Raw genomic sequence first — 21024 nt, forward strand, 5'->3', positions numbered from 1 at the left:
CCCGCACAGGGGCAACGCTAATAGACCGATAAGTCAGCAAGGAAAGGCCAACAAAGCCAGAACAACAAAAAAAGCATAACCCCTGTCCACACCGGCCGCCAGCCGGCAAAAAACCTCGTCCAGCTATAATCAACCCTTCCCCGCCTCCAAAATCCTGCCTTTAACAGAAACATGAGCGACACCCCGAGCGACCCGACCTCGACGCTTGCAAAAAGCTTCGAACCCCACACCATCGAAGCCCACTGGGGCCCTGAATGGGAAAAGCGCGCCTACGCCGCGCCCTCCTTCGACGCGAACCGCAAGGATTTCTCGATCCAGTTGCCGCCGCCGAACGTCACGGGCACGCTGCACATGGGCCACGCGTTCAACCAGACCATCATGGACGGCCTGACCCGCTATCACCGCATGCTCGGCGAGAACACGCTGTGGGTGCCGGGCACCGACCACGCGGGCATCGCCACGCAGATCGTCGTCGAACGCCAGCTCGACGCGCAGGGCGTGTCGCGCCACGACCTCGGCCGCGAGAAGTTCGTCGAGCGCGTGTGGGAGTGGAAGCAGCAATCCGGCTCGACGATCACGAATCAGGTGCGTCGTCTCGGTGCATCGATCGACTGGTCGCGCGAATACTTCACGATGGACGACAAGACATCGGCCACCGTGCGCGACGTGTTCGTGCGTCTGTATGAACAGGGCCTGATCTATCGCGGCAAGCGCCTCGTGAACTGGGACCCGGTGCTGCTCACCGCCGTGTCCGACCTCGAAGTGGTCAGCGAAGAAGAAAACGGCCACCTGTGGCACATCCACTATCCGTTGACCGACGGCTCGGGCCATCTGACCGTCGCCACGACCCGTCCGGAAACCATGCTCGGCGACACCGCCGTCATGGTGCACCCGGAAGACGAGCGCTACGCCCACCTGATCGGCCAGACCATTACGCTGCCGCTGTCGAACCGCGAAGTGCCGATCATCGCCGACGATTACGTCGACCGCGAATTCGGCACGGGCGTCGTCAAGGTCACGCCCGCGCATGATTTCAACGATTATCAGGTCGGCCTGCGCCACAAGCTGCCTCAAATCGAAATCCTCACGCTCGACGCGAAGATCAACGACAACGCGCCCGAAAAATACCGCGGCCTCGACCGTTTCGAAGCCCGCAAGCTGGTGGTCGCCGATCTCGAGGCGCTCGGCGCGCTCGAATCGGTCAAGCCGCACAAGCTGATGGTGCCGCGCGGCGACCGCACCGGCGTCGTGATCGAGCCGATGCTGACCGACCAATGGTTCGTCGCGATGAGCAAGCCGGCGCCCGAAGGCACGTTCAATCCGGGCAAGTCGATCACCGAGACTGCGCTCGACGTCGTGCGCAACGGCCAGATCAGGTTCGTGCCGGAAAACTGGACCACCACGTACTACCAGTGGCTCGAAAACATCCAGGACTGGTGCATCTCGCGTCAGCTGTGGTGGGGTCATCAGATTCCGGCGTGGTACGGCGAGAACGGCGAAGTGTTCGTCGCCAGTACCGAGGAAGGCGCGCGCGCGAAGGCCGTCGCGGCCGGCTACACCGGCGCATTGAAGCGCGACGAAGACGTGCTCGACACGTGGTTCTCGTCGGCTCTGGTGCCGTTTTCGTCGCTCGGCTGGCCGAACCAGACGGAAGAGCTGAAGCACTTCATGCCGTCGTCGGTGCTCGTCACCGGCTTCGACATCATCTTCTTCTGGGTCGCGCGCATGGTCATGATGACCACGCACTTCACGGGCAAGGTGCCGTTCGAAACGGTCTATATGCACGGTCTGGTGCGCGACGCCGAAGGCCAGAAGATGTCGAAGAGCAAGGGCAACACGCTCGACCCGATCGACATCGTCGATGGCATCGACCTCGACGCGCTCGTCGCGAAGCGCACCACCGGCCTGATGAATCCGAAGCTGGCCGCGTCGATCGAGAGGAAGACCCGCAAGGAGTTTCCGGACGGCATTGCGGCGTTCGGCACCGACGCGCTGCGCTTCACGATGGCGTCGATGGCCACGCTCGGCCGCAACGTCAATTTCGACCTCGCGCGCTGCGAAGGCTATCGCAATTTCTGCAACAAGCTGTGGAACGCCACGCGCTTCGTGCTGATGAACTGCGAAGGCCACGACTGCGGTTTCGGCCAGCCGGCGCAGTGTGGCGAATGCGGGCCAGAAGGCAATCTGCATTTCTCGCAGGCCGACCGCTGGATCGTGTCGCAACTGCAGCGCGTGGAAGCGGAAGTCGTCAAGGGTTTTTCCGACTATCGTTTTGATAATGTGGCCAACGCCATATACAAGTTCGTATGGGACGAATATTGTGACTGGTACGTCGAACTCGCCAAAGTGCAGATCCAGACGGGGCAGCCGAACCAGCAGCGTGCCACCCGGCGCACGCTTTTGCGTGTGCTCGAAACGGTGCTGCGCCTCGCGCATCCGGTGATCCCGTTCATCACCGAAGCGCTGTGGCAGAAAGTGGCGCCGCTCGCGGGACGCTACCCGGAAGGCAAGGCCGAGGGCGAGGCGTCCATCATGGTGCAGCAGTACCCCGCCGCGGAGCCGTCGAAGCTCGATGAAGACGCCGAGCGATGGGCGACCGACCTCAAAGCGGTGATCGATGCATGCCGGAATCTGCGCGGTGAAATGAACCTGTCGCCGGCGGTGAAGGTGCCGTTGCTCGCCACCGGTAACGCGGAGCGTCTTCGTACTTTCGCGCCTTACGCTCAGGCACTTGCGCGTCTGTCGGAGGTGCAGATCATCGCCGACGAGGCCGCGCTCGATGCCCAGGCGGATGGCGCGCCAATTGCTATCGTAGGAACGGACAAGCTCGTGTTGAAGGTCGAAATCGACGCAGCGGTCGAACGCGAACGCCTGTCGAAAGAGATCACGCGGTTGAGCGCCGAAATCGTCAAGTGCAACGGTAAGCTGCAGAACCAGGCCTTCGTTGCGAAGGCACCGGCGGCGGTCGTGGAACAGGAGCAGAAGCGGCTGGCCGATTTCGAAGCCACCGTCGGCAAGCTGAAAGCCCAACTGGCCCGCTTGCCGGCCTGACCGACGCGCCCGCCCCCCTCAACGGCGGGCAAGGATTTAACCAGAGGACTCAGGGTATTCACATGCTAAAAGTTACGAAGGCGGTCTTTCCGGTAGCAGGTCTTGGCACCCGCTTCCTCCCCGCCACGAAGGCTAGCCCGAAGGAGATGCTGCCGATCGTCGACAAGCCGCTGATTCAGTACGCGGTCGAAGAGGCGATGGCGGCCGGCATCACCGAAATGATCTTCGTCACGGGCCGCAGCAAGCGCGCGATCGAAGACCATTTCGACAAGTCCTATGAGATCGAGGCCGAGCTCGAGGCGCGCGGCAAGGACAAGCTGCTCGAACTCGTGCGCAGCATCAAACCGAGTCACGTCGACTGCTTTTACGTGCGCCAGGCCGAGGCGCTGGGCCTCGGCCACGCCGTGCTGTGCGCCGAGAAGCTGGTCGGCGACAATCCTTTCGCCGTGATTCTCGCGGACGACCTGTTGTACGGCACGCCGCCCGTGATGACGCAGATGATCGAGGTGTTCGATCACTATCACAGCTCGGTGATCGGCGTCGAAGAGATCCCGCCGCAAGATACAAAATCGTACGGCATCGTCGACGGCAAGGAATGGGAAGACTCGATCATCAAGATGTCGGGCATCGTCGAAAAGCCGGAGCCCAGCGTGGCGCCGTCGAACCTCGGCGTGGTGGGCCGTTATGTGCTGAAGCCGCGTATCTTCGATCACCTGCGCTCCATCAAGCCGGGCGCGGGCGGTGAATTGCAACTGACGGACGCGATCCAGTCGCTGCTCGCCGACGAACAGGTGCTCGCGTACAAGTATCACGGCACACGTTTCGACTGTGGCAGCAAGCTGGGCTACCTGAAGGCGACCGTCGAGTTCGCCCTGCGTCACCCGGAAGTAGCCGCCGATTTCGAAGAATATCTGCGTACCCGCTCGCCTGTTCTCGAAGGCTGACGTCGAAAGTCCGGCTGAAACGAAGAAGGCGCTGTACCCCGAATAATGGGGGACAGCGCCTTCTTTTTTACATCGAACGGACAGTCTTACCGAACGCGGCTCAACGACGCCGCATCAGAAACGTAAACACCTTGTCATGCGCCGAGCTTTCGACGATCTCGTTGCCGGTCTGCTTCGCGAACGCGGCGAAATCGCGCTGCGAGCCGGGATCGGTGGCGAGCACCTTGAGAATCTGGCCGCTTTCCATGTCGGCGAGCGCCTTTTTGGCGCGCAGGATGGGCAGCGGGCACATGAGCCCGCGCGCATCGACTTCCTTGTGAATCTGAATTTGCATCGACGATGACCTTCGGGACGGGGCGTCGCTGACGACGCCGGACAGAGGGTCAAATTCTACAGCAGGCGGAGCGGCGGCGCCGGGCATCGCCACGACGCCCACTTCCACGCGCGAGCCGTGCCGCGCGCCGTTACAGCGTCACCGCCTCACCGCTTTGCAGCGACTCGCGCAATGCCACGCCGATACGCGTCGCTTCGAGCGCATCGGCGAGCGTCGCGCCACTCTGTGCCGCATCGCCCCTCCCCGGCCCTTTTTGCACCGATGCGACGAACGCGCGTGCCTCGTGCAGAAACGCGTCCTCGAACCGGTCGAAAAAGTTCGGCGTGCACTCGTTGCGAATGCCGGTCGCGTCGTAGATCTCGACGCGGTTCGCGCGCGGATTGCGGCCGATCGTCAGCGCGCCCGCCGTGCCGATCACTTCGCTATGCGTATCGTTGCCGTGCGCCTGGGTGCGCGACGCGTAGAACATCGTGAGCTTGCCGCCCTCGAATTCGCAGATCGCGACACCGTTGTCGACGTCGCCGAATTCGCGCAGACCCTCGTGCAGCGCGATCGTGCCCGCCGCGAACACGCGCGTCGCGCGCGGCTTGCCGAGCAGCCAGCGGGCGACGTCGATGTCGTGCACCGTGCAGTCGAGAAAGATGCCGCCCGAGGTCGCCGCGAAGCGCACGAAGAAACCGTCGTCGTCGTTTTTATCGGTGGTTTGCGAGCGCACGAGGAACGGCCGGCCGATCTGGCCGGCGGCGATTCTATCGAACGCGTCGCGGTAGCTCGGATCGAAGCGGCGCATGAAGCCGATCGTCGCCTGCAGGTGCGGATAGTGCGCCGCTTCGGCCAGCACGCGCTCGCATTCGGCGACGTCGAGCGACAGCGGCTTTTCGCAGAACACATGCTTGCCGGCGCGCAACGCGTCGACGATCTGCTGCGCGTGCAGCGACGACGGCGTGACGAGCCATACCGCGTCGACGTGCGGATCGGCGAGCAGGTCCGCGTAATCGGCGTAGAGACGCGGTTCGGGTAGTGCATCGCGCGCCCATGCGAGTTCATCTTCGAGCGGGCTGCATGCGGCCGTAAGCGTCGCGCCCGGCACGCGATACGCGAGATTCTCCGCATGCCGCTTGCCGAGCCGCCCAAGGCCGACCACGCCGAGCCGCAAGCGTGCCGTGGCGGGCTTCATCACGCTGCCTCGCCGAGTTTGACCGCGCGGCCCTCGCGCCACGAACGCGTCGCGGCTTCCGCGAGTTCGAGCGCTTTCAGGCCATCCGCGACGGTCGTGCGCACCGGCTTGCCGTGCGTGACCGCGTCGAAGAAATGCGCGATTTCGAGCGCGTACGCCGCGCGATAGCGTTCGAGAAAAAACGCCTCGGGCACGTCGGTCGACACTTCCGTCTTCGAGTAAGCGGTGACCTCGGTCGGCCGCACGTTGCCCGCCTGCAGCATGCCGGTGCTGCCGAGCACTTCGAAGCGCTGGTCGTAGCCGTAGGCAGCGCGCCGCGCGGTGTTGATCTGGCACAGCCGCCCGCGCTTCGTGCGGATCGTCACCGCGGTCGAATCGATGTCGCCCGCGTCGGCGATCGCGGGGTCGGTGAGGCAACTGCCGGTGGCGTGCAGCGTGTCGGCTTCGTCGTCGAGAATCCAGCGACAGATGTCGAAGTCGTGAATCAGCATGTCCTTGAAGATGCCGCCCGAGTGCCGGATGTACTCGACCGGCGGCGCGCCCGGATCGCGGCTCGTGACGACGAGCATTTCCGGCGTGCCGATCTCGCCCGCGTCGAGACGCGTTTTCAACGCCGAAAACGTCGGATCGAAGCGCCGCTGAAAACCGATCATGCACACGACACCGGCGCGCTCCACCGCTTCTGCGCACATCCGCGCGCGCTCCAACGTGAGATCGACCGGCTTCTCGCAGAACACGTGCTTGTTCTGCGCGGCCGATTTGACGATCAGGTCCGCATGCGTGTCGGTGCTCGAACAGATCACGGTCGCACCGATCGATGCATCGCCGATCGCGCCGTCGCTATCCGCAACCTGCGCGCCATGCTGCGCGGCGAGCGCGGCGGCCGCCTCGCGATTCACGTCGACCACGTATTTGAGCCGCACGCCGGGCTGCCGCGCGAGATTCGCCGCATGGATCTTGCCGATGCGCCCCGCGCCGAATACGGCGACGTCGATCGTGTTTACCGCGTCAGTCATCGTAGCCTCCAGTGTCGTTGGATTCTTCAACGTTCAGTTCGAGCTTGTACGCGAGCGCGATGAAGAGCGCCTGGCACAGGCAGATCGTGCTGGTCAGCGAGCGGAACGCGAACGCGCTGCCCTCTTTCACGTACAGCTGCGTGCTGGCGTAGCGTGCGAGCGGCGATAATTGGCTATCCGTAATGACGAGCGTCTTCGCCTGAAGATGATGCGCGACGCGCAGACAGTACTGCGTCTCCTTGCCGTACGGCGCGAAGCTGATCGCAATCACCACGTCGCCCTTCCTGACACTGCGGATCTGCTCGCGATACATGCCGCCGAAGCCAGACACCAGATGCACGCGCTTATGCGTGTGCTGCAACGCATAGACGATGTAGCTCGCGACCGGAAACGAGCGCCGCACGCCGATTACGTAGATGTTGTCGGCCTGCTGCAGCATCTTCACGGCGGCGTCGAACTGCTTGTCGTCGAGGCCCGCTTCGAGTTCTTCGAGGCCGCCGCGCGACGCGGCGATGAACTCGCGCGCGACCGCGCCGCCCGACAACGTGCCGGGCTTCTCGTCGATCAGCTTGCGAATGCGCTGCTGATAGCTCGACGACGACACGCCCTGCCCCGTATACGCCTGACGAAACACAGCCTGCAGATCCGAAAACCCGGAAAAGCCGAAGCGCTGCGCAAAGCGCACGACCGCCGACGGATGCACGCCGCAGCTCGCGGCGATATCGCTCGTGCGATCCATCATCACGCTCGAGCGATGCTGCTCGATGTACGTCGCGACGCTTTTCAACTGCCGCGGCAGCGACTCGTAGGTATTCGCGATGCGCTGCATCAATTCGTCGACGCTCGGCAACGCTTCTTCGGTGATCTGTTCCGCCATGACTGCCTCTCAGGGTTTCCTGCAATGCGGCAGACGCGCCCGCGGCCCGCCGCAACGTGCATCCGACGTTGCCGAGTATAGGCGGCCGCCTCATTAAATGGAACGTATTTTCCATTTTTATTTCTCATGAAATTTTCTTTGCAAGGCTTCGGAAGATGACCTACTCTTGGTCGTGAGCGATGGCGCTTCGGCCTCGTTGTGTGGGTCATCGGAATCGAAAGCCGCCCGCCAGTCGCTCCCTCAATAACGAACGACAGACCGAGAAAGGTGGAGACAATGAGACTTTGCAGAGGCAAGGCAACGCTCAGGATTCTGGTGACGGCGTTGACGTTGGCGACGGGATTCGGCGCGGCCTCGGCCGCCCGCGCGGCGGACGCCCACTTCGTGCTGATCAGCCACGCGCCGGATTCGGACTCGTGGTGGAACACGATCAAGAACGCGATCAAGCAGGCTGACGAGGACTTCAACGTTCAGACCGACTACCGCAACCCGCCGAACGGCGACATCGCCGACATGGCGCGTCTCGTCGAGCAGGCGGCCGCGCGCAACTACGACGGCGTGATCGTGTCGATCGCCGACTTCGACGTGCTGAAGAGCTCGATCGCGAAGGTCACCGAGAAGCACATTCCGCTCGTCACGATCAATTCGGGCACCGAGGAGCAAAGCGCGAAGCTCGGCGCGATCATGCACGTCGGCCAGCCCGAGTTCGCGGCCGGCAAAGCCGCCGGAGAAAAGGCCAAGGCCGCCGGCATCAAGTCGTTCCTGTGCGTGAACCACTACGCGACGAACCCGGCTTCGTTCGAACGCTGCCGCGGTTTCGCCGAAGCGATCGGCGCCAACTTCAAAACCTCGACGCTCGACACGGGTCAGGACCCGACCGGCGTGCAGTCGAAGGTCAGCGCGTTCCTGCGCAATCATCCGGATACCCAGGCGGTGCTGACGCTCGGTCCGCTGTCGGCCGATCCGACGCTGAAGGCGCTGCAGCAGATGGGCCTCGCCGGCAAGATCTGGTTCGCGACGTTCGACTTCGACAGCGACATCGCGAAGGGCATCCAGGACGGCACGATCCAGTTCGCGATCGACCAGCAACCGTACTTGCAGGGCTATATCCCGGTTGCCGTGCTCGCGATCGTGAAGAAGAACAACACCACCGATCCGGCCAAAATCCGCGAAATCCTGCAGGCGAATCCGAAGTTCAAGGAGCGTCTTGCCACTTATGGGCTCGCGCCGTCGTACGGGCCGCGCAATATCGGCTCGGGCCCCGGCTTCATCACGAAGGCCAACGTCGACAAGGTGCTGAAGTACGCCGGCCAGTACCGCTGAACGCACGGCAACGCATCGCATCGTGCGCCTAAGCCGCCGCGCCGGCGGCAAGGTTAACAGGCAGTGACCGGCGGGGCGCATGGCGTCTTGCCGGCGCTCGCCCCCTCAGCGGATTCGCAAACGCCCACGGCATTGCGCCGACCCGCCGGTCGCGGGCGTATCAAGGAGAGCTTCAATGGGTGTCGCCGACCTGTTTCATCCCCATCACCGCAAGCAACCGCCGCCTGATCCGCAGGACCCGGCGAACTCTGCTGCGACGACCGCCTCGCAATCCGCTGCCGTCGACGAACGCGTGCGCGAGGAATCCTGGTTCCGCCATCTGCTCGGCCGACCGGAATTCGCGGCGCTCGCCGGCACCGTGATGGTGTTCATCGTGTTCGGCGTGGCGGCCGGCAACTCGGGGATGTTCAACCTCGACGGTGTGATGAACTGGTCGCAGGTCGCCGCCTATCTCGGTCTGATCTCGGTCGGCGCGTGCCTGCTGATGATCGCCGGCGAGTTCGATCTGTCGATCGGTTCGATGATCGGCTTTGCCGGCATGATGGTCGCGCTGCCGACCATGTACTTCCACTGGCCGATCTGGCTGGCTATCGTATTCGCGTTCGTCGGCTCGATGCTGCTCGGCGCGCTCAACGGCTATCTGGTGATGCGCACGCGCCTGCCGTCGTTCATCGTCACGCTCGCGTTCCTGTTCATACTGCGCGGTCTCACGCTCGCGCTATCGGTGATGTTCGCCGATCGCACCATCATCTCCGGCGTCGGCGACGTCGCGCGTCAGGACTGGTTCGCGCACACGTTCTTCCAGGGCGTCGCGTTCAGAGGCCTGTTCGTATGGCTCGGCCACCTCGGCCTCGTGAAGATGCTCGACAACGGCACGCCGCTCGTGCCGGGCATTCCCAAGGTGCTGCTGTGGTGGCTCGTGCTCGCCGTGGTCTGCGCGTTCACGCTCGCCAAGACGCGCTTCGGCAACTGGATTTTCGCGGTCGGCGGCGATGCCAACGCGGCCAAGAACGTCGGCGTGCCGGTGCGTCGCGTGAAGATTTCGCTGTTCGTGCTGACCGCGTTCTGTTCGGCCCTGTATGCGGTACTTCAGGTGTGCGACATCGGTTCGGCCGCGGCCGACCGCGGTTTGCAGGCGGAGTTCGAAGCGATCATCGCCGCGGTGATCGGCGGCACGCTGCTGACAGGCGGCTACGGCTCGGTGATCGGCGCATGCTTCGGTGCGCTGATCTTCGGCGTCGTGCAGATCGGCATCACGTACACCAACGTCGATTCCGACTGGTTCCGCGTGTTCCTCGGCGTGATGCTGCTGTTCGCCGTGCTGTTCAACCACTACGTGCGCGGCCGCGTCGCGGCATCGCGCTAGACGGAGGTTCATGATGAGCACCCCCGAACAGAACACCGACGACATCATTTTGTCGCTGGAAAACGTCAGCCGTTATTTCGGCAACATCATCGCGCTGAACGACATCACGCTGCGCCTCATACGCGGCGAAGTGCATTGCCTGCTCGGCGACAACGGCGCCGGCAAGTCGACGCTGATCAAGACGCTCGCAGGCGTGTATCAGCCGAGCAAAGGCACCTACCGGGTGGACGGCAAACCGGTGCACTTCACGTCGCCGAAAGACGCGCTCGATCTCGGTATCGCAACCGTCTACCAGGATCTCGCGCTGGTGCCGCTGCTATCGGTCGCGCGCAATTTTTTCATGGGCCGCGAGCCGCAGAAAAAGCTGTTCGGCCTTCTGAACGTGATGGACCTCGAAACCTGCGCAACCACCGCGCGCGACAAGCTCGCCGAAATGGGCATCAACGTGCGCGACCCGCATCAGCCGATCGGCACGATGTCGGGCGGCGAGCGTCAATGTCTGGCGATTGCGCGTGCGATCCACTTCGGCGCGCGCGTGCTGATTCTCGACGAACCGACCGCCGCGCTCGGCGTCAAGCAGAGCTTCAACGTGCTGAAGCTGATCCACAAGGCGCGCGCCAAAGGCATCTCCGTGATCTTCATCACGCACAACGTCCACCACGCGTATCCGATCGGCGATTCGTTCACGCTGCTCAATCGCGGCCGCTCGCTCGGCACGTTCACCAAACAGACGATCAGCAAGGACGAAGTGCTCGACATGATGGCCGGCGGTGCCGAGATGCAGAAGATGATCGGCGAACTCGAAGGCGCGACGATCTGACCGATTCGCGCGACACGTCCAGCCTCGGCGCGTTTCGCCCGGCTGGCCGACGCGCACCCACCGCGCACTGTTACTCAGGACTATTCATGGCTCACTCCAGCACCTCCAGCGGTAACGCAGCGGGCAGCCGGTTCGCACCGGGGCGCGCCCGCGACATCGTGTGCCTCGGCCGGCTGGCCGTCGATCTGTACGCGCAGCAGATCGGCGCACGGCTCGAAGACGTGTCGAGCTTCGCGAAGTATCTCGGCGGCTCGTCGGCGAACATCGCGTTCGGCTGCGCCCGGCTCGGGCTTGCCGCAGCCATGCTGGCGCGCGTCGGCAACGATCACATGGGGCGCTTCCTGACGGAGACGCTCACGAAGGAAGGCTGCGACGTCAGTCACGTGCGCATCGATCACGATCGGCTGACCGCGCTCGTGCTGCTCGGCCTGAAGGACCGTGACACCTTTCCGCTGATCTTCTACCGCGAGAACTGCGCGGACATGGCGGTCGACGAGGCCGACTTCGACGAGGCCTTCATCGCGTCGTCGAAAGCGCTGCTGATCACCGGCACGCATTTCTCGACCGAGCAGGTCAATCGCACGAGCCGTCGCGCGCTCGACTACGCGCGTCGCAACGACGTGCGCACCGTGCTCGACATCGACTACCGCCCGGTGCTGTGGGGACTCACGGGCAAGGCCGACGGCGAGACGCGTTTCGTGGCGAGCGAAGGCGTCAGCGCGCATTTGCAGCGGATTCTGCCGCTGTTCGATCTGGTGATCGGCACCGAGGAAGAGTTTCGCATCGCCGGCGGCAAGACCGACCTCGCCGACGCGCTCGCGATGGTGCGCGCGGTGACGCCGGCCACGCTCGTGCTGAAACGCGGGCCGCTCGGCTGTCAGATCATCGACGGCGAGGTGCCTGCATCGCTCGACGATGCGCCGGTTCATGGCGGCGTCGAAGTCGAAGTGCTGAACGTGCTCGGCGCGGGCGACGCGTTCGCTTCCGGCTTCCTGTCCGGCTGGCTGCGCGATCAGCCGCTCGACGCCTGCGCGCACGCCGCGAATGCGAGCGGCGCGCTGGTCGTGTCCCGGCACGGCTGCGCCCCGGCGATGCCGACACCGGCCGAACTCGACTACTTCCTGCGCGAAGCGCAGGCCGATCCGCAACGCATGCGCCGCCCGGATCGCGATGCGAAGCTCGCAAGACTGCATCGCGTGTCGCCGGCGCGCAAAGCGTGGCACGAGGTGCTCGGCTTCGCTTTCGATCATCGCAACTCGTTCTTCGAACTCGCGCAACAGACCGGTGCCGACGAAGCGCGCATTGCCCGGTTGAAGGGCCTGTTCGTCGAAGCGGTCGCGCAAACCGAACGTGCATTGAACTTGCAGGGACGCATCGGCGTACTGATCGACGACCGCTATGGTCAGGACGCGCTGAATGCCGCGACCGGTCGCGGCTGGTGGATCGGCCGCCCGGTCGAACTGCCCGGCTCCGTGCCGCTCGTGTTCGATCATGGTCGTTCGATCGGCACCACGTTGATCGCGTGGCCGCAGGAACACGTCGTGAAATGCCTCGTGCAGTTTCATCCCGACGAGCCGATCGAGCAGCGGCTCGAACAGGAGGCGCAACTGCGCGCGCTGTATGACGCGACCCAGGCAAGCGGCCACGAACTGCTGCTCGAAGTGATTCCTCCGAAGCATGCGTCGCTGCCGCAGGGACCGGACATCGTGTATCGCGCGTTGAAGCGCCTGTACAACCTCGGCATCTACCCCGAGTGGTGGAAGCTCGAACCGATGGACGCCGCGCAATGGCAGGCCATCGACGCGCTGATCGCCGAGCGCGATCCGTATTGCCGTGGCGTCGTGCTGCTCGGTTTATCGGCGGCGGTCGAGCAATTGAGCGAGGGCTTTCGCGCGGCCGCGCAAGCGGCGACGTGCCGCGGCTTCACGGTCGGCCGCACGATCTTTCACGAACCGAGCCATGCGTGGCTCGCCGGTGAAATTGGCGACGACGAACTGATCGCGCGTGTGCGCCTCACGTTCGAAACGCTGATCGCCGCGTGGCGCGGTGCGCGCGGCGAACCGGCGGCGCACGGCACACTTCATCACGCTCATCAGGAGCAGGCCGCATGAACGAGCGCATCATGCATGACGACACCCCATCCGCCAGCGACGCGACGCAAGCGCACGCGCCTGCGCGCACCGGCGGCACGATTCGCCTGACGATGGCGCAGGCGCTCGTGCGCTATCTGGCCGCGCAACGCGTCGCCAGCGAAGACGGCACCAACGTCGAACCGCTGTTCGGCGGCGTGTTCGCGATTTTCGGTCACGGCAACGTCGCGGGCATCGGCGAGGCGCTGTATCAGCATCGCGACGCGCTGCCGACCTTTCGCGCGCACAACGAGCAGGCGATGGCACACAGTGCGATCGCCTACGCGAAGGCGCACTTTCGCCGCCGCATGATGGCCGTGACGACGTCGATCGGCCCAGGTGCCACCAATCTGCTGACCGCGGCCGCGCTCGCGCACGTGAACCGTTTGCCGGTGCTGCTGTTGCCCGGCGACATCTTCGTGTCGCGCGCGCCCGATCCGGTCTTGCAGCAGGTCGAGGATTTCAACGATGGCGGCGTGTCCGCGAATGACGCGTTCAAGCCGCTGTCGCGCTACTTCGACCGCATCGTGCACCCTGCGCAATTGCTGAGCGCGCTGCCGCGCGCGATCCGCGTGCTCACCGATGCCGCGTTGTGCGGCCCCGTCACGCTGGCGCTGCCACAGGACGTGCAGGCGCAGGCGTGGGACTTCCCGGAGGACTTTTTCACGCCGCGTGTCGTGCGCTTTCATGCACCCGCGCCGCGTAGCGACGATATCGACGCCGCGTGCGCGCGCTTGCGGCACGCGAAGCGTCCGTTGATCGTCGCGGGCGGCGGCGTGCTGTACAGCCGCGCGGCAGATGCGCTGAACCGCCTCGCGAGCGCGCATGGCGTGCCGGTCGCGGAAACGCAGGCCGGCAAAAGCTCGCTCGCGTGGAACGATCCGCTGAATGCCGGCGCGCTCGGGGTGACCGGCTCAGCGGCTGCCAACGCGCTTGCGCATGACGCCGACTGCGTGCTCGCGCTCGGCACGCGGCTGCAAGACTTCACGACCGGCTCGAACACGCTGTTCACGCAAGCCGACGTGATCGCGATCAACGCGAACGGATTCGACGCGCTCAAGCATCGCGGTTTCGTCGTCGAAGCCGATGTGAAACTCGCGCTCGATGCGCTAACGGGGCCGCTGCAAGGCTGGCACGCCGAGCGCAGCTGGACCGCGCGCGCACACAAGCTCGCTGCGAGCTGGCGCGACACCGTGCAAACGCTCACCCATGCGCCGCAACGCGACGCGGTACTGCCCTACGAGGGCGACGTGATCGGCGCGGTGCAGCGTTCGAGCGCGCACTCGCCGACCGACGACATCGTCGTCTGCGCGGCCGGCACGCTGCCCGCCGATCTGCACAAGCTATGGCGCGCGGGCCGGCCCGGCGCGTATCACGTCGAATACGGCTATTCGTGCATGGGCTACGAGATCGCGGGCGGCCTCGGCGTCAAGCTCGCGCGGCCCGAGCGCGAGGTGATCGTGATTCTCGGCGACGGCAGCTATCTGATGATGAACAGCGAGATCGCGAGCTCGGTGATGCTCGGCGCGAAGCTGATCGTCGTCGTGCTCGACAATCGCGGCTTCGGCTGCATCAATCGACTGCAACAGGCTTGCGGTGGCGCACCGTTCAATAATCTGCTCGACGATTGCGTGCACGCACCGGAAGGCGCGCCGCGCATCGACTTCGCCGCGCATGCGCGCGCGCTCGGCGCGCAAGCCGAGCATGCGCGCAATCTCGCCGAGCTCGAAGCGGCACTGCAACGCGCGCGCGCGGCGCGAGGCACGTACGTGATCAGCATCGACACCGACCCGGCTCGCACCACCGAAGACGGTGGCTGGTGGTGGGAAGTCGCGGTGCCCGAAGTATCGACGCGCACCGAGGTGCGCGACGCCCGCGCGAAGTACGACACGCAGCTCGCCGCGCGCGCGGCGCCGCCCGCGACGCCTGCGCCGTCACAGGGCGCCGATCACGACTGAGAACCATGAGGACTCCGGCATGACTGCTTTCGACGTACGCATCGGCATCAACCCGCTGTCGTGGATGAACGACGACCTGCCGTCGCTCGGCGGCGAGACGCCGCTCGAAGTCGCGCTGACCGAGGGTCGCCAGATCGGCTATCAGGGCTTCGAACTCGGCAACAAGTTTCCTCGCGAGCCGCAAGCGCTGAAAACGCTGCTCGCGCAATACGACCTCGCGCTCGTGTCCGGCTGGTACTCGGGACAACTGGCCAGGCGCAGCGTCGCCGAAGAAATCGACGCGGTCGGCCCGCATCTGGAGTTGCTCGCGCAGAACGGCGCGACCGTGATGGTGTATGGTGAAGTCGCCGATTCGATCCAGGGCGCGCCGCGCCCGCTGTATCAACGGCCGCGCTTTTTCAGCGACGCGCAATGGGCCGGCTACGCGGCACGCGTCGATGAATTCGCGCGTTATACGCTGAGTCGCGGCGTGCGGCTCGCCTATCATCATCATATGGGCGCGTACGTCGAAACGCCGGCCGACGTCGATCGGTTGATGGCGCGCACAAGCGACGCGGTCGGCCTGCTGTTCGACGCCGGGCACATCACGTTCGCGGGCGGCGATCCGTTGGCCGTGCTCGACCAACACATCGCGCGCGTTTGCCACGTGCACTGCAAGGACGTGCGCCCCGCCGTGATGAAGCTCGCACGCAATCGCAACTGGAGTTTTCTCGATGCGGTGATCGCCGGTGCGTTCACGGTGCCCGGCGACGGCGCGGTCGATTTTCCGGCGCTGATCGACCGGTTGAAGCGGCACGGTTATTGCGGCTGGCTCGTCGTCGAGGCGGAGCAGGACCCGGTGGTCGCGCCGCCGTTCGACTATGCGCAGAAGGGATACGGAACTTTGCGGGCGCTCGTCGATGCGCCCCTCGGCAAGGAGGCAGCATGAGCTTATTGGTGAAGGCAGAGCGCGAAGGCCAGACGATCGCGCGCGTGACGCCGCAGTCGGCCTGCTGGCGCTATGTGGGATTCGCCGCGTACCGGCTCGGCGCGAACGAACTCGTCTACGTGTTCGAGCCGGCGCGCGAAGCGTGCATCGTCGTGCTGAGCGGCGCGGTCGATATCGAAACGCCGGGCACGACGTGGAGCTCGCTCGGTTCACGCGACAGCGTGTTCGAAGACGCGGCGCCGTACGCGGTGTATGTGCCGCCGAATGTGCGCGCGACGGTGCGCGCGTGCCGCGACGCGGAGATCGGTGTCGCGAGCGCACCGGCCAAGGGCGAGTATCCGGCGCGGCTGATCGAGCCGGCGTCGATGAAGCGCTCGACGCGCGGTAAGTCGCTGAATACGCGTTACGTGTGCGACATTCTTCCGCACACCGAGCCGGCGGAATCGCTGCTGGTGGTAGAAGTGAGGACGCCGGGCGGTCACGCGTCGAGCTACCCGCCACACAAGCACGACACCGACAATATCCCTCTCGAAAGCTCGCTCGAAGAAACCTATTACCACCGGCTCGATCCGCCGCAAGGCTTCGCCTTCCAGCGCGTGTACACCGACTCGCGCGATATCGACGAATCGATGGCCGTCGAGGATCACGACGTCGTGATGGTGCCGCGCGGCTATCACCCGGTCATCGTGCCGTACGGCTACGACTCGTATTATCTGAACGTGATGGCGGGCAGCCAGCGAGTCTGGCATTTCCATAACGATCCGGCGCACGAATGGATCATCAACAAGGATGCTTGACTAACTTGTCCATAGTCGCGCGTCAGCCAACTCCGAGCCATTCGCGCATCACGTCGTCGCGCGACATAAACGACGCCAGCGCGCCGTCGAACACGATCTCGCCGTGCCCCATCACCGCGACGCGGCACGCGATGTCCCGCGCGATCACGAGCCGCTGCTCGATCAGCAACATCGCGACGCCACGCTCGCGCAGCGCCTGCAGGCAGGCGGCGACCTGCTGCATCACGAGACTCGCGAGCCCTTCGCCGGGCTCGTCGATCAACAGCAGATCGGGATCTCCGAGCAGCGCCCGCGCGAGCGCGAGCATCTGTTGCTCGCCGCCCGACAGCGCGCCGGCGCGCGTGCGCTTGCGCTCGGCGAGCACCGGGAACAGCGCGTACGCGTCGTCGAGCGTGAAGCGCGGCGCGCGGCCGCGCGCACGCGATGCGGCAGCCGGCGCAATGCCGAGCAGCAGGTTTTCATGCACGCTCAGCGCGGCGAACACATCGCGATGCTCGGCCACATAGCCGAGCCCGAGCCGCGCGATCTCGAACGTGCGCCGACCGGCGAGCGAACGCCCCGCGAAACGCAGTTCGCCCTCGCAGCGCACGAGGCCCATGATCGCGCGTGCGAGCGTCGAGCGGCCCGAGCCGTTGCGGCCGACCAGCGCGACCACTTCGCCGGGCTCGATGCTCAGCGTGACGCCGTGCAGCGCCTGGCTCGCGCCGTACCACGCATTCAGGTCGCAAATGTCGAGCAGCGCGCTCACCGGCCTGCTCCGTGGTCCGGTTCATCACCCGCTCGCGCGCCTGAGCCGACGTCGAAGTGTTCGCCCAGATACGCGGCCCGTACCGCCGCGTCCGCACGAATCGCGGCCGGCGATCCACTTGCGATGATGCGCCCCTGCACCAGCACCGAAATACGATCGGCGATCGCGAACACCGCATCCATGTCGTGCTCGACCATCAGCAGCGTGCGGCCGGCGGTGGTGTCGCGGATCAGCTCGATGGCGCGTGCCGCTTCCGCGCGGTTCATGCCCGCCGTCGGTTCGTCGAGCAGCAGCGTGTGCGCGCCGCCCGCGAGCGCGATGCCGAGGTCGAGCGCGCGCTGCTCCGCGTAGCTGAGCGTGCCGGCCGCGACGTCGCGGCGCGCGCCGAGGCCGACCGCGTCGAGCACGTCGGCGGCGCGCGCATCGACCGCGGCCGTGCCGGTCAGACGCTGCCACCAGCGCGTGCGATCGCGCTCGGCAAGCTGCGCCGCGCAGCGCAGGTTGTCGAACACGGACAGCCGCGCGAACACGCTGGTGCTCTGAAAGCTGCGCGCGAGGCCACGGCGCGCGATCGCGGCCGGCGCGAGCCGCGTGATGTCCGCGCCGAACAGGTGGATACGCCCCGCGCTCGGCCGCGCGCCGCCCCCGATCAGGTTGAACAGCGTGGACTTGCCCGCGCCGTTCGGGCCGATCAGCGCGTGCCGCTCGCCTGGCTCGATCGCGAGATCGACGCCGCGCAGGATTTGCGTCGAGCCGAAACGCTTTTCGATGCCGTAGAGCGCGAGTGCGGGGATCATCGTGCGGCTCCGGGGAATCGTGCCGCGCGTGCATGGGCCGTGACGCGCGCATGCGCGCGCAGCGCGTGGCGCGTGGTCAGCGCAGCCAGAGCGGCGAGCGCAACGAGCGCCAGCGCGAGAAGAAGCGGCGAGGCGGCAAGCGGCGACAGCGCCGGCGGCGCGATGGTGGCATCGGCACCCGCGCCGGCGCCCGCACCTGCACCGGCGCCGAACAATGCGCCGAACAACACACCTGAAGCCGCACCCTCGTCCGCGCCGAACTGCGCCGCATAAGCCCACTGCACCGCGAACACGATGGCCGCGAGCCACAGCAACCCCGCCGCCGCGCTCCACCAATACGCGGCGCGGCAACGTCGCCAGCCGTTGGCGGCAATCCGCGCCGTCTGCCGCGAGGCAAAGCCGGCGAGCCCATCCGGCGCGACCAGCACGACGACGACGAAGAACAGCCCGAGGTAGAACAGCCACGCCCGCGTGACACTGGCGACCACCACGCTGAAAAACGTCAACACGATCGCCCCCGCGACCGGCCCGAAGAACGCCGCCGTGCCGCCGATCACGGTCGCGATCAGCACCGCGCCCGAGCGCATCATGCCGACGCTCTCAGTCGATACGAGCTCGATATTGATCAGCCCGAGCGTGCCCGCGACGCCCGCGAAAAACGCCGACAGCACAACCACGCCATAGCGAACCCGCCGCGGATAGCAGCCGATCGCCGCCGCGCGCGCCGGGTTATCGCGCACGGCGTTCGCGAGCCGCATGAACGGTGTGCGCGACAGCGCGAACATCGCGACACTGGCGACGACGCACCACAGCGCGATCAGCGCATAGGCCTCGCGCGCCGGACCGAAGCTCCAGACGCCGAAGAGTGGCCCGCTCGCGCGATCGATCGCGACGCCCGCCTCGCCGCCGAACCAGTCCGGCAGCGTCCACGCGGACGCGACGACGAGCTCGCCGAGACCGAGCGTGATCATCGCGAATGCGGTGCCGGCACGGCGCGTCGCGATGAAGCCGAACAGCACGCCGCACAGCGCGCCGCCGATGCCGCCGAGCAACGGCAGCAGCACGAGCGGCATGCCGCCCGCGTTGAACACCCGCGCGGCGATCAACGCGCCGAGCCCCGCATAAGCGGCGTGCCCGAACGACAGCAGCCCGGTCCCGCCGAGCAGCAGGTTGTACGACAGCGCGAACACGATCATCGTCGCGCTTTGCGCGAGATACGCGAGCAGCCAGCTGTGCGGCCAGATGAAAGGCGGTACGGCCAGAAAGGCGACGAGCGCGAGCCACGGCGCGAGCGCACGGCCGCCCCCGCGAGGCGGCACCTCGCTTTCCAGCGCGTCTGACGACCCGCCCCGCTTACGCATGATCGTCACGCCCTCCGAACAGCCCGCGCGGCCTCGTCACCAGCACCGCGACGAGCAGCAGGTACGGCAGCAGCGGCGCCAGTTGCGCGAGCGTCAGCGCGTCCCATTCGGGCGGCAGCACCGCGCCGGCGAGCGACACCACGTCGCCCAACGACAGATCGCTCGCGACCGCCAGCGTTTGCAGGCACCCCACCAGCAGCGACGCGACGAGCGCCCCGCTCAGCGACCCGAGCCCGCCGATCACGACCACGACGAACACGATCGAGCCGAGCGACTCGGCCATCGCCGGCTCGATGACGAACAGCGGCGCGCCGATCACGCCGGCCAGCGCGGCGAGCGCGGTGCCGGCCGCGAACACGCCGGTGAACACGCGCGGCACGTCGTGCCCGAGCGCTTCGACGGCCTGCGCATGCGTGAGCGCGGCGCGCACGATCAAGCCCGTCTTCGACACGCGCAGCATCGCGACGAGCGCCGCGAGCATCGCGAGCGACACCGCCATCATGAACGCGCGGTAGCGCGTGAAGACCGCGCCGTACAGCGAGAACAGCGGACCGTCGAGCACCGCCGGAATCTTCGCCGACAGCGAACCGAGCCCCCAGCCGAGCTTGACGAGTTCGCCGAGCAGATAGGCGGCGCCGAACGTCAGCAGCAGTTCGGGCAGATGCCCGTGCCCGCGCACGCGCCGCAGCAGCCAGCGTTCGAGCGCCGCGCCGAGCAGACCGACGAGGAGCGGCGCGACCACCAGCGCGCTCCAGAAGCCGGCGCGCGCCGCCACCGAAAAGCCGACGTACGCGCCGAGCATATAGAAGCTCGCATGCGCGAAGTTGAGCACGCCGAGCATGCTGAAGATCAGCGTCAGCCCGGCCGACAGCATGAACAGCAACAGCCCGTAGCTCAGGCCGTTGAGCAGAGTGATGATGAACGACTGCACGCGTCTAGTCCGCCGGCCCGACGACGCGCAACGGTTCGAGCGCCGCGCGCAGCTCGGCGGGCAGGTTCACGGGACGGCGCGTCGCGCGGTCCACGTAGACGTGCACGAAATGCCCTTGCGCGGCGGGTTCGGCGTCGCCGTCGCGAAATAGCCCCACCTCGTAGCGCACGCTCGACGTGCCGAGCCGCGCGACACGCAAGCCCGCGTCGATGCGATCGGGAAACACGAGCGGCGCGAAGTAGTTGCACTGCGTCTCGACGACCAGCCCGATCGTCGTGCCGTGCTCGAAATCGAGTACGCGCGCGCGGACCAGATACTCGTTCACGACGGTGTCGAAATAGCTGTAGTAGACGACGTTGTTCACGTGGCCGTAGACGTCGTTGTCCATCCAGCGCGTGGTGATCGGCAGGAAGTGCGGATACGCGGCGCGGCCGGCGGGGGCGGGTTTGTTCATCGGACGTGGCGGT

18 protein-coding genes are annotated in these 21024 nt (G+C 66.0%); 9 read left to right on the forward strand and 9 right to left on the reverse strand.

Translation table 11 applies throughout. The features are described from left to right. Nucleotides 1-171: 171 nt before the first annotated feature. Together HDG39_RS12210 and galU are read left to right on the forward strand one after the other, a co-directional pair. Nucleotides 172-3051 (forward strand): valine--tRNA ligase, encoded by a 2880-nt coding sequence (locus HDG39_RS12210; RefSeq protein WP_184006199.1) that lies wholly within the window; start codon nt 172-174, stop codon nt 3049-3051. Between the two features lie 62 nt (nt 3052-3113). Continuing rightward, complete coding sequence (gene galU, locus HDG39_RS12215) at nt 3114-3995, forward strand: UTP--glucose-1-phosphate uridylyltransferase GalU (RefSeq protein ID WP_008921346.1); 882 nt, start codon at nt 3114-3116, stop codon at nt 3993-3995. Between the two features lie 100 nt (nt 3996-4095). On the opposite strand, the gene HDG39_RS12220 is transcribed toward galU, so the two are convergent. The 4 genes from HDG39_RS12220 to HDG39_RS12235 all read right to left on the reverse strand — a co-directional run bounded on the left by HDG39_RS12220 (nt 4096) and on the right by HDG39_RS12235 (nt 7399). Then, nucleotides 4096-4323, reverse strand: coding sequence for a sulfurtransferase TusA family protein (locus HDG39_RS12220; RefSeq protein ID WP_026225937.1), 228 nt, complete (start codon nt 4321-4323; stop codon nt 4096-4098). A gap of 136 nt (nt 4324-4459) precedes the next feature. Beyond that, nucleotides 4460-5506, reverse strand: a complete 1047-nt coding sequence (locus HDG39_RS12225; RefSeq protein WP_184006200.1) for a Gfo/Idh/MocA family oxidoreductase — start codon at nt 5504-5506, stop codon at nt 4460-4462. Continuing rightward, nucleotides 5506-6522 (reverse strand): inositol 2-dehydrogenase, encoded by a 1017-nt coding sequence (gene iolG / locus HDG39_RS12230; RefSeq protein WP_184006201.1) that lies wholly within the window; start codon nt 6520-6522, stop codon nt 5506-5508. The genes HDG39_RS12225 and iolG overlap by 1 nt, the downstream gene beginning before the upstream one ends. Next, nucleotides 6515-7399 carry a MurR/RpiR family transcriptional regulator gene (locus HDG39_RS12235; RefSeq protein WP_184006202.1) on the reverse strand — a complete coding sequence of 295 codons (885 nt, stop codon included), beginning with the start codon at nt 7397-7399 and terminating at the stop codon, nt 6515-6517. Before HDG39_RS12235 ends, iolG begins: the two co-directional genes overlap by 8 nt. Before the next feature lie 276 nt (nt 7400-7675). Here HDG39_RS12235 and HDG39_RS12240 point away from each other — a divergent pair, with 276 nt between their 5' ends. From HDG39_RS12240 to iolB, 7 genes are all read left to right on the forward strand, one after another. Continuing rightward, entirely contained in the window at nt 7676-8722 is a 1047-nt protein-coding gene (locus tag HDG39_RS12240; RefSeq protein ID WP_184006203.1) for a sugar ABC transporter substrate-binding protein, read from the forward strand. Between the two features lie 175 nt (nt 8723-8897). Beyond that, nucleotides 8898-10088, forward strand: a complete 1191-nt coding sequence (locus HDG39_RS12245; RefSeq protein WP_184006204.1) for an ABC transporter permease — start codon at nt 8898-8900, stop codon at nt 10086-10088. 13 nt (nt 10089-10101) lie between these two features. Further along, nucleotides 10102-10908 carry an ATP-binding cassette domain-containing protein gene (locus tag HDG39_RS12250; protein ID WP_184006205.1) on the forward strand — a complete coding sequence of 269 codons (807 nt, stop codon included), beginning with the start codon at nt 10102-10104 and terminating at the stop codon, nt 10906-10908. Between the two features lie 86 nt (nt 10909-10994). Continuing rightward, nucleotides 10995-13019, forward strand: coding sequence for a bifunctional 5-dehydro-2-deoxygluconokinase/5-dehydro-2-deoxyphosphogluconate aldolase (locus HDG39_RS12255; protein ID WP_184006206.1), 2025 nt, complete (start codon nt 10995-10997; stop codon nt 13017-13019). After that, nucleotides 13016-14995, forward strand: a complete 1980-nt coding sequence (gene iolD / locus HDG39_RS12260; protein ID WP_184006207.1) for a 3D-(3,5/4)-trihydroxycyclohexane-1,2-dione acylhydrolase (decyclizing) — start codon at nt 13016-13018, stop codon at nt 14993-14995. Before HDG39_RS12255 ends, iolD begins: the two co-directional genes overlap by 4 nt. Before the next feature lie 19 nt (nt 14996-15014). Continuing rightward, the gene (gene iolE / locus HDG39_RS12265; protein WP_184006208.1) at nt 15015-15923 is read left to right on the forward strand and encodes a myo-inosose-2 dehydratase; all 909 of its coding nucleotides are present in this window, start codon (nt 15015-15017) and stop codon (nt 15921-15923) included. Continuing rightward, nucleotides 15920-16720, forward strand: a complete 801-nt coding sequence (iolB, locus tag HDG39_RS12270) for a 5-deoxy-glucuronate isomerase (protein ID WP_184006209.1) — start codon at nt 15920-15922, stop codon at nt 16718-16720. Before iolE ends, iolB begins: the two co-directional genes overlap by 4 nt. A 22-nt stretch (nt 16721-16742) precedes the next feature. Here iolB and HDG39_RS12275 read toward each other — a convergent pair whose 3' ends face one another. The 5 genes from HDG39_RS12275 to HDG39_RS12295 are packed head-to-tail and all read right to left on the reverse strand — an operon-like array spanning nt 16743 to nt 21011. Beyond that, nucleotides 16743-17468 carry an ABC transporter ATP-binding protein gene (locus HDG39_RS12275; protein WP_184006210.1) on the reverse strand — a complete coding sequence of 242 codons (726 nt, stop codon included), beginning with the start codon at nt 17466-17468 and terminating at the stop codon, nt 16743-16745. Next, a complete protein-coding gene (locus HDG39_RS12280; protein WP_184006211.1) occupies nt 17465-18265 on the reverse strand; it encodes an ABC transporter ATP-binding protein in 801 nt (266 codons plus the stop codon). Before HDG39_RS12280 ends, HDG39_RS12275 begins: the two co-directional genes overlap by 4 nt. After that, nucleotides 18262-19626, reverse strand: a complete 1365-nt coding sequence (locus tag HDG39_RS12285; protein ID WP_260327772.1) for a branched-chain amino acid ABC transporter permease — start codon at nt 19624-19626, stop codon at nt 18262-18264. The genes HDG39_RS12280 and HDG39_RS12285 overlap by 4 nt, the downstream gene beginning before the upstream one ends. After that, nucleotides 19619-20557 (reverse strand): branched-chain amino acid ABC transporter permease, encoded by a 939-nt coding sequence (locus tag HDG39_RS12290; protein ID WP_184006212.1) that lies wholly within the window; start codon nt 20555-20557, stop codon nt 19619-19621. Before HDG39_RS12290 ends, HDG39_RS12285 begins: the two co-directional genes overlap by 8 nt. Nucleotides 20558-20561: 4 nt before the next feature. Next, nucleotides 20562-21011: an acyl-CoA thioesterase gene (locus HDG39_RS12295; RefSeq protein ID WP_184006213.1), complete on the reverse strand. Its 450-nt coding sequence runs from the start codon at nt 21009-21011 to the stop codon at nt 20562-20564. Nucleotides 21012-21024: the final 13 nt, after the last annotated feature.

The sequence above is a fragment of the Paraburkholderia lebeckiae genome (genome assembly GCF_014201005.1).
GTDB classification, from domain to species: Bacteria; Pseudomonadota; Gammaproteobacteria; order Burkholderiales; family Burkholderiaceae; genus Paraburkholderia; species Paraburkholderia tuberum.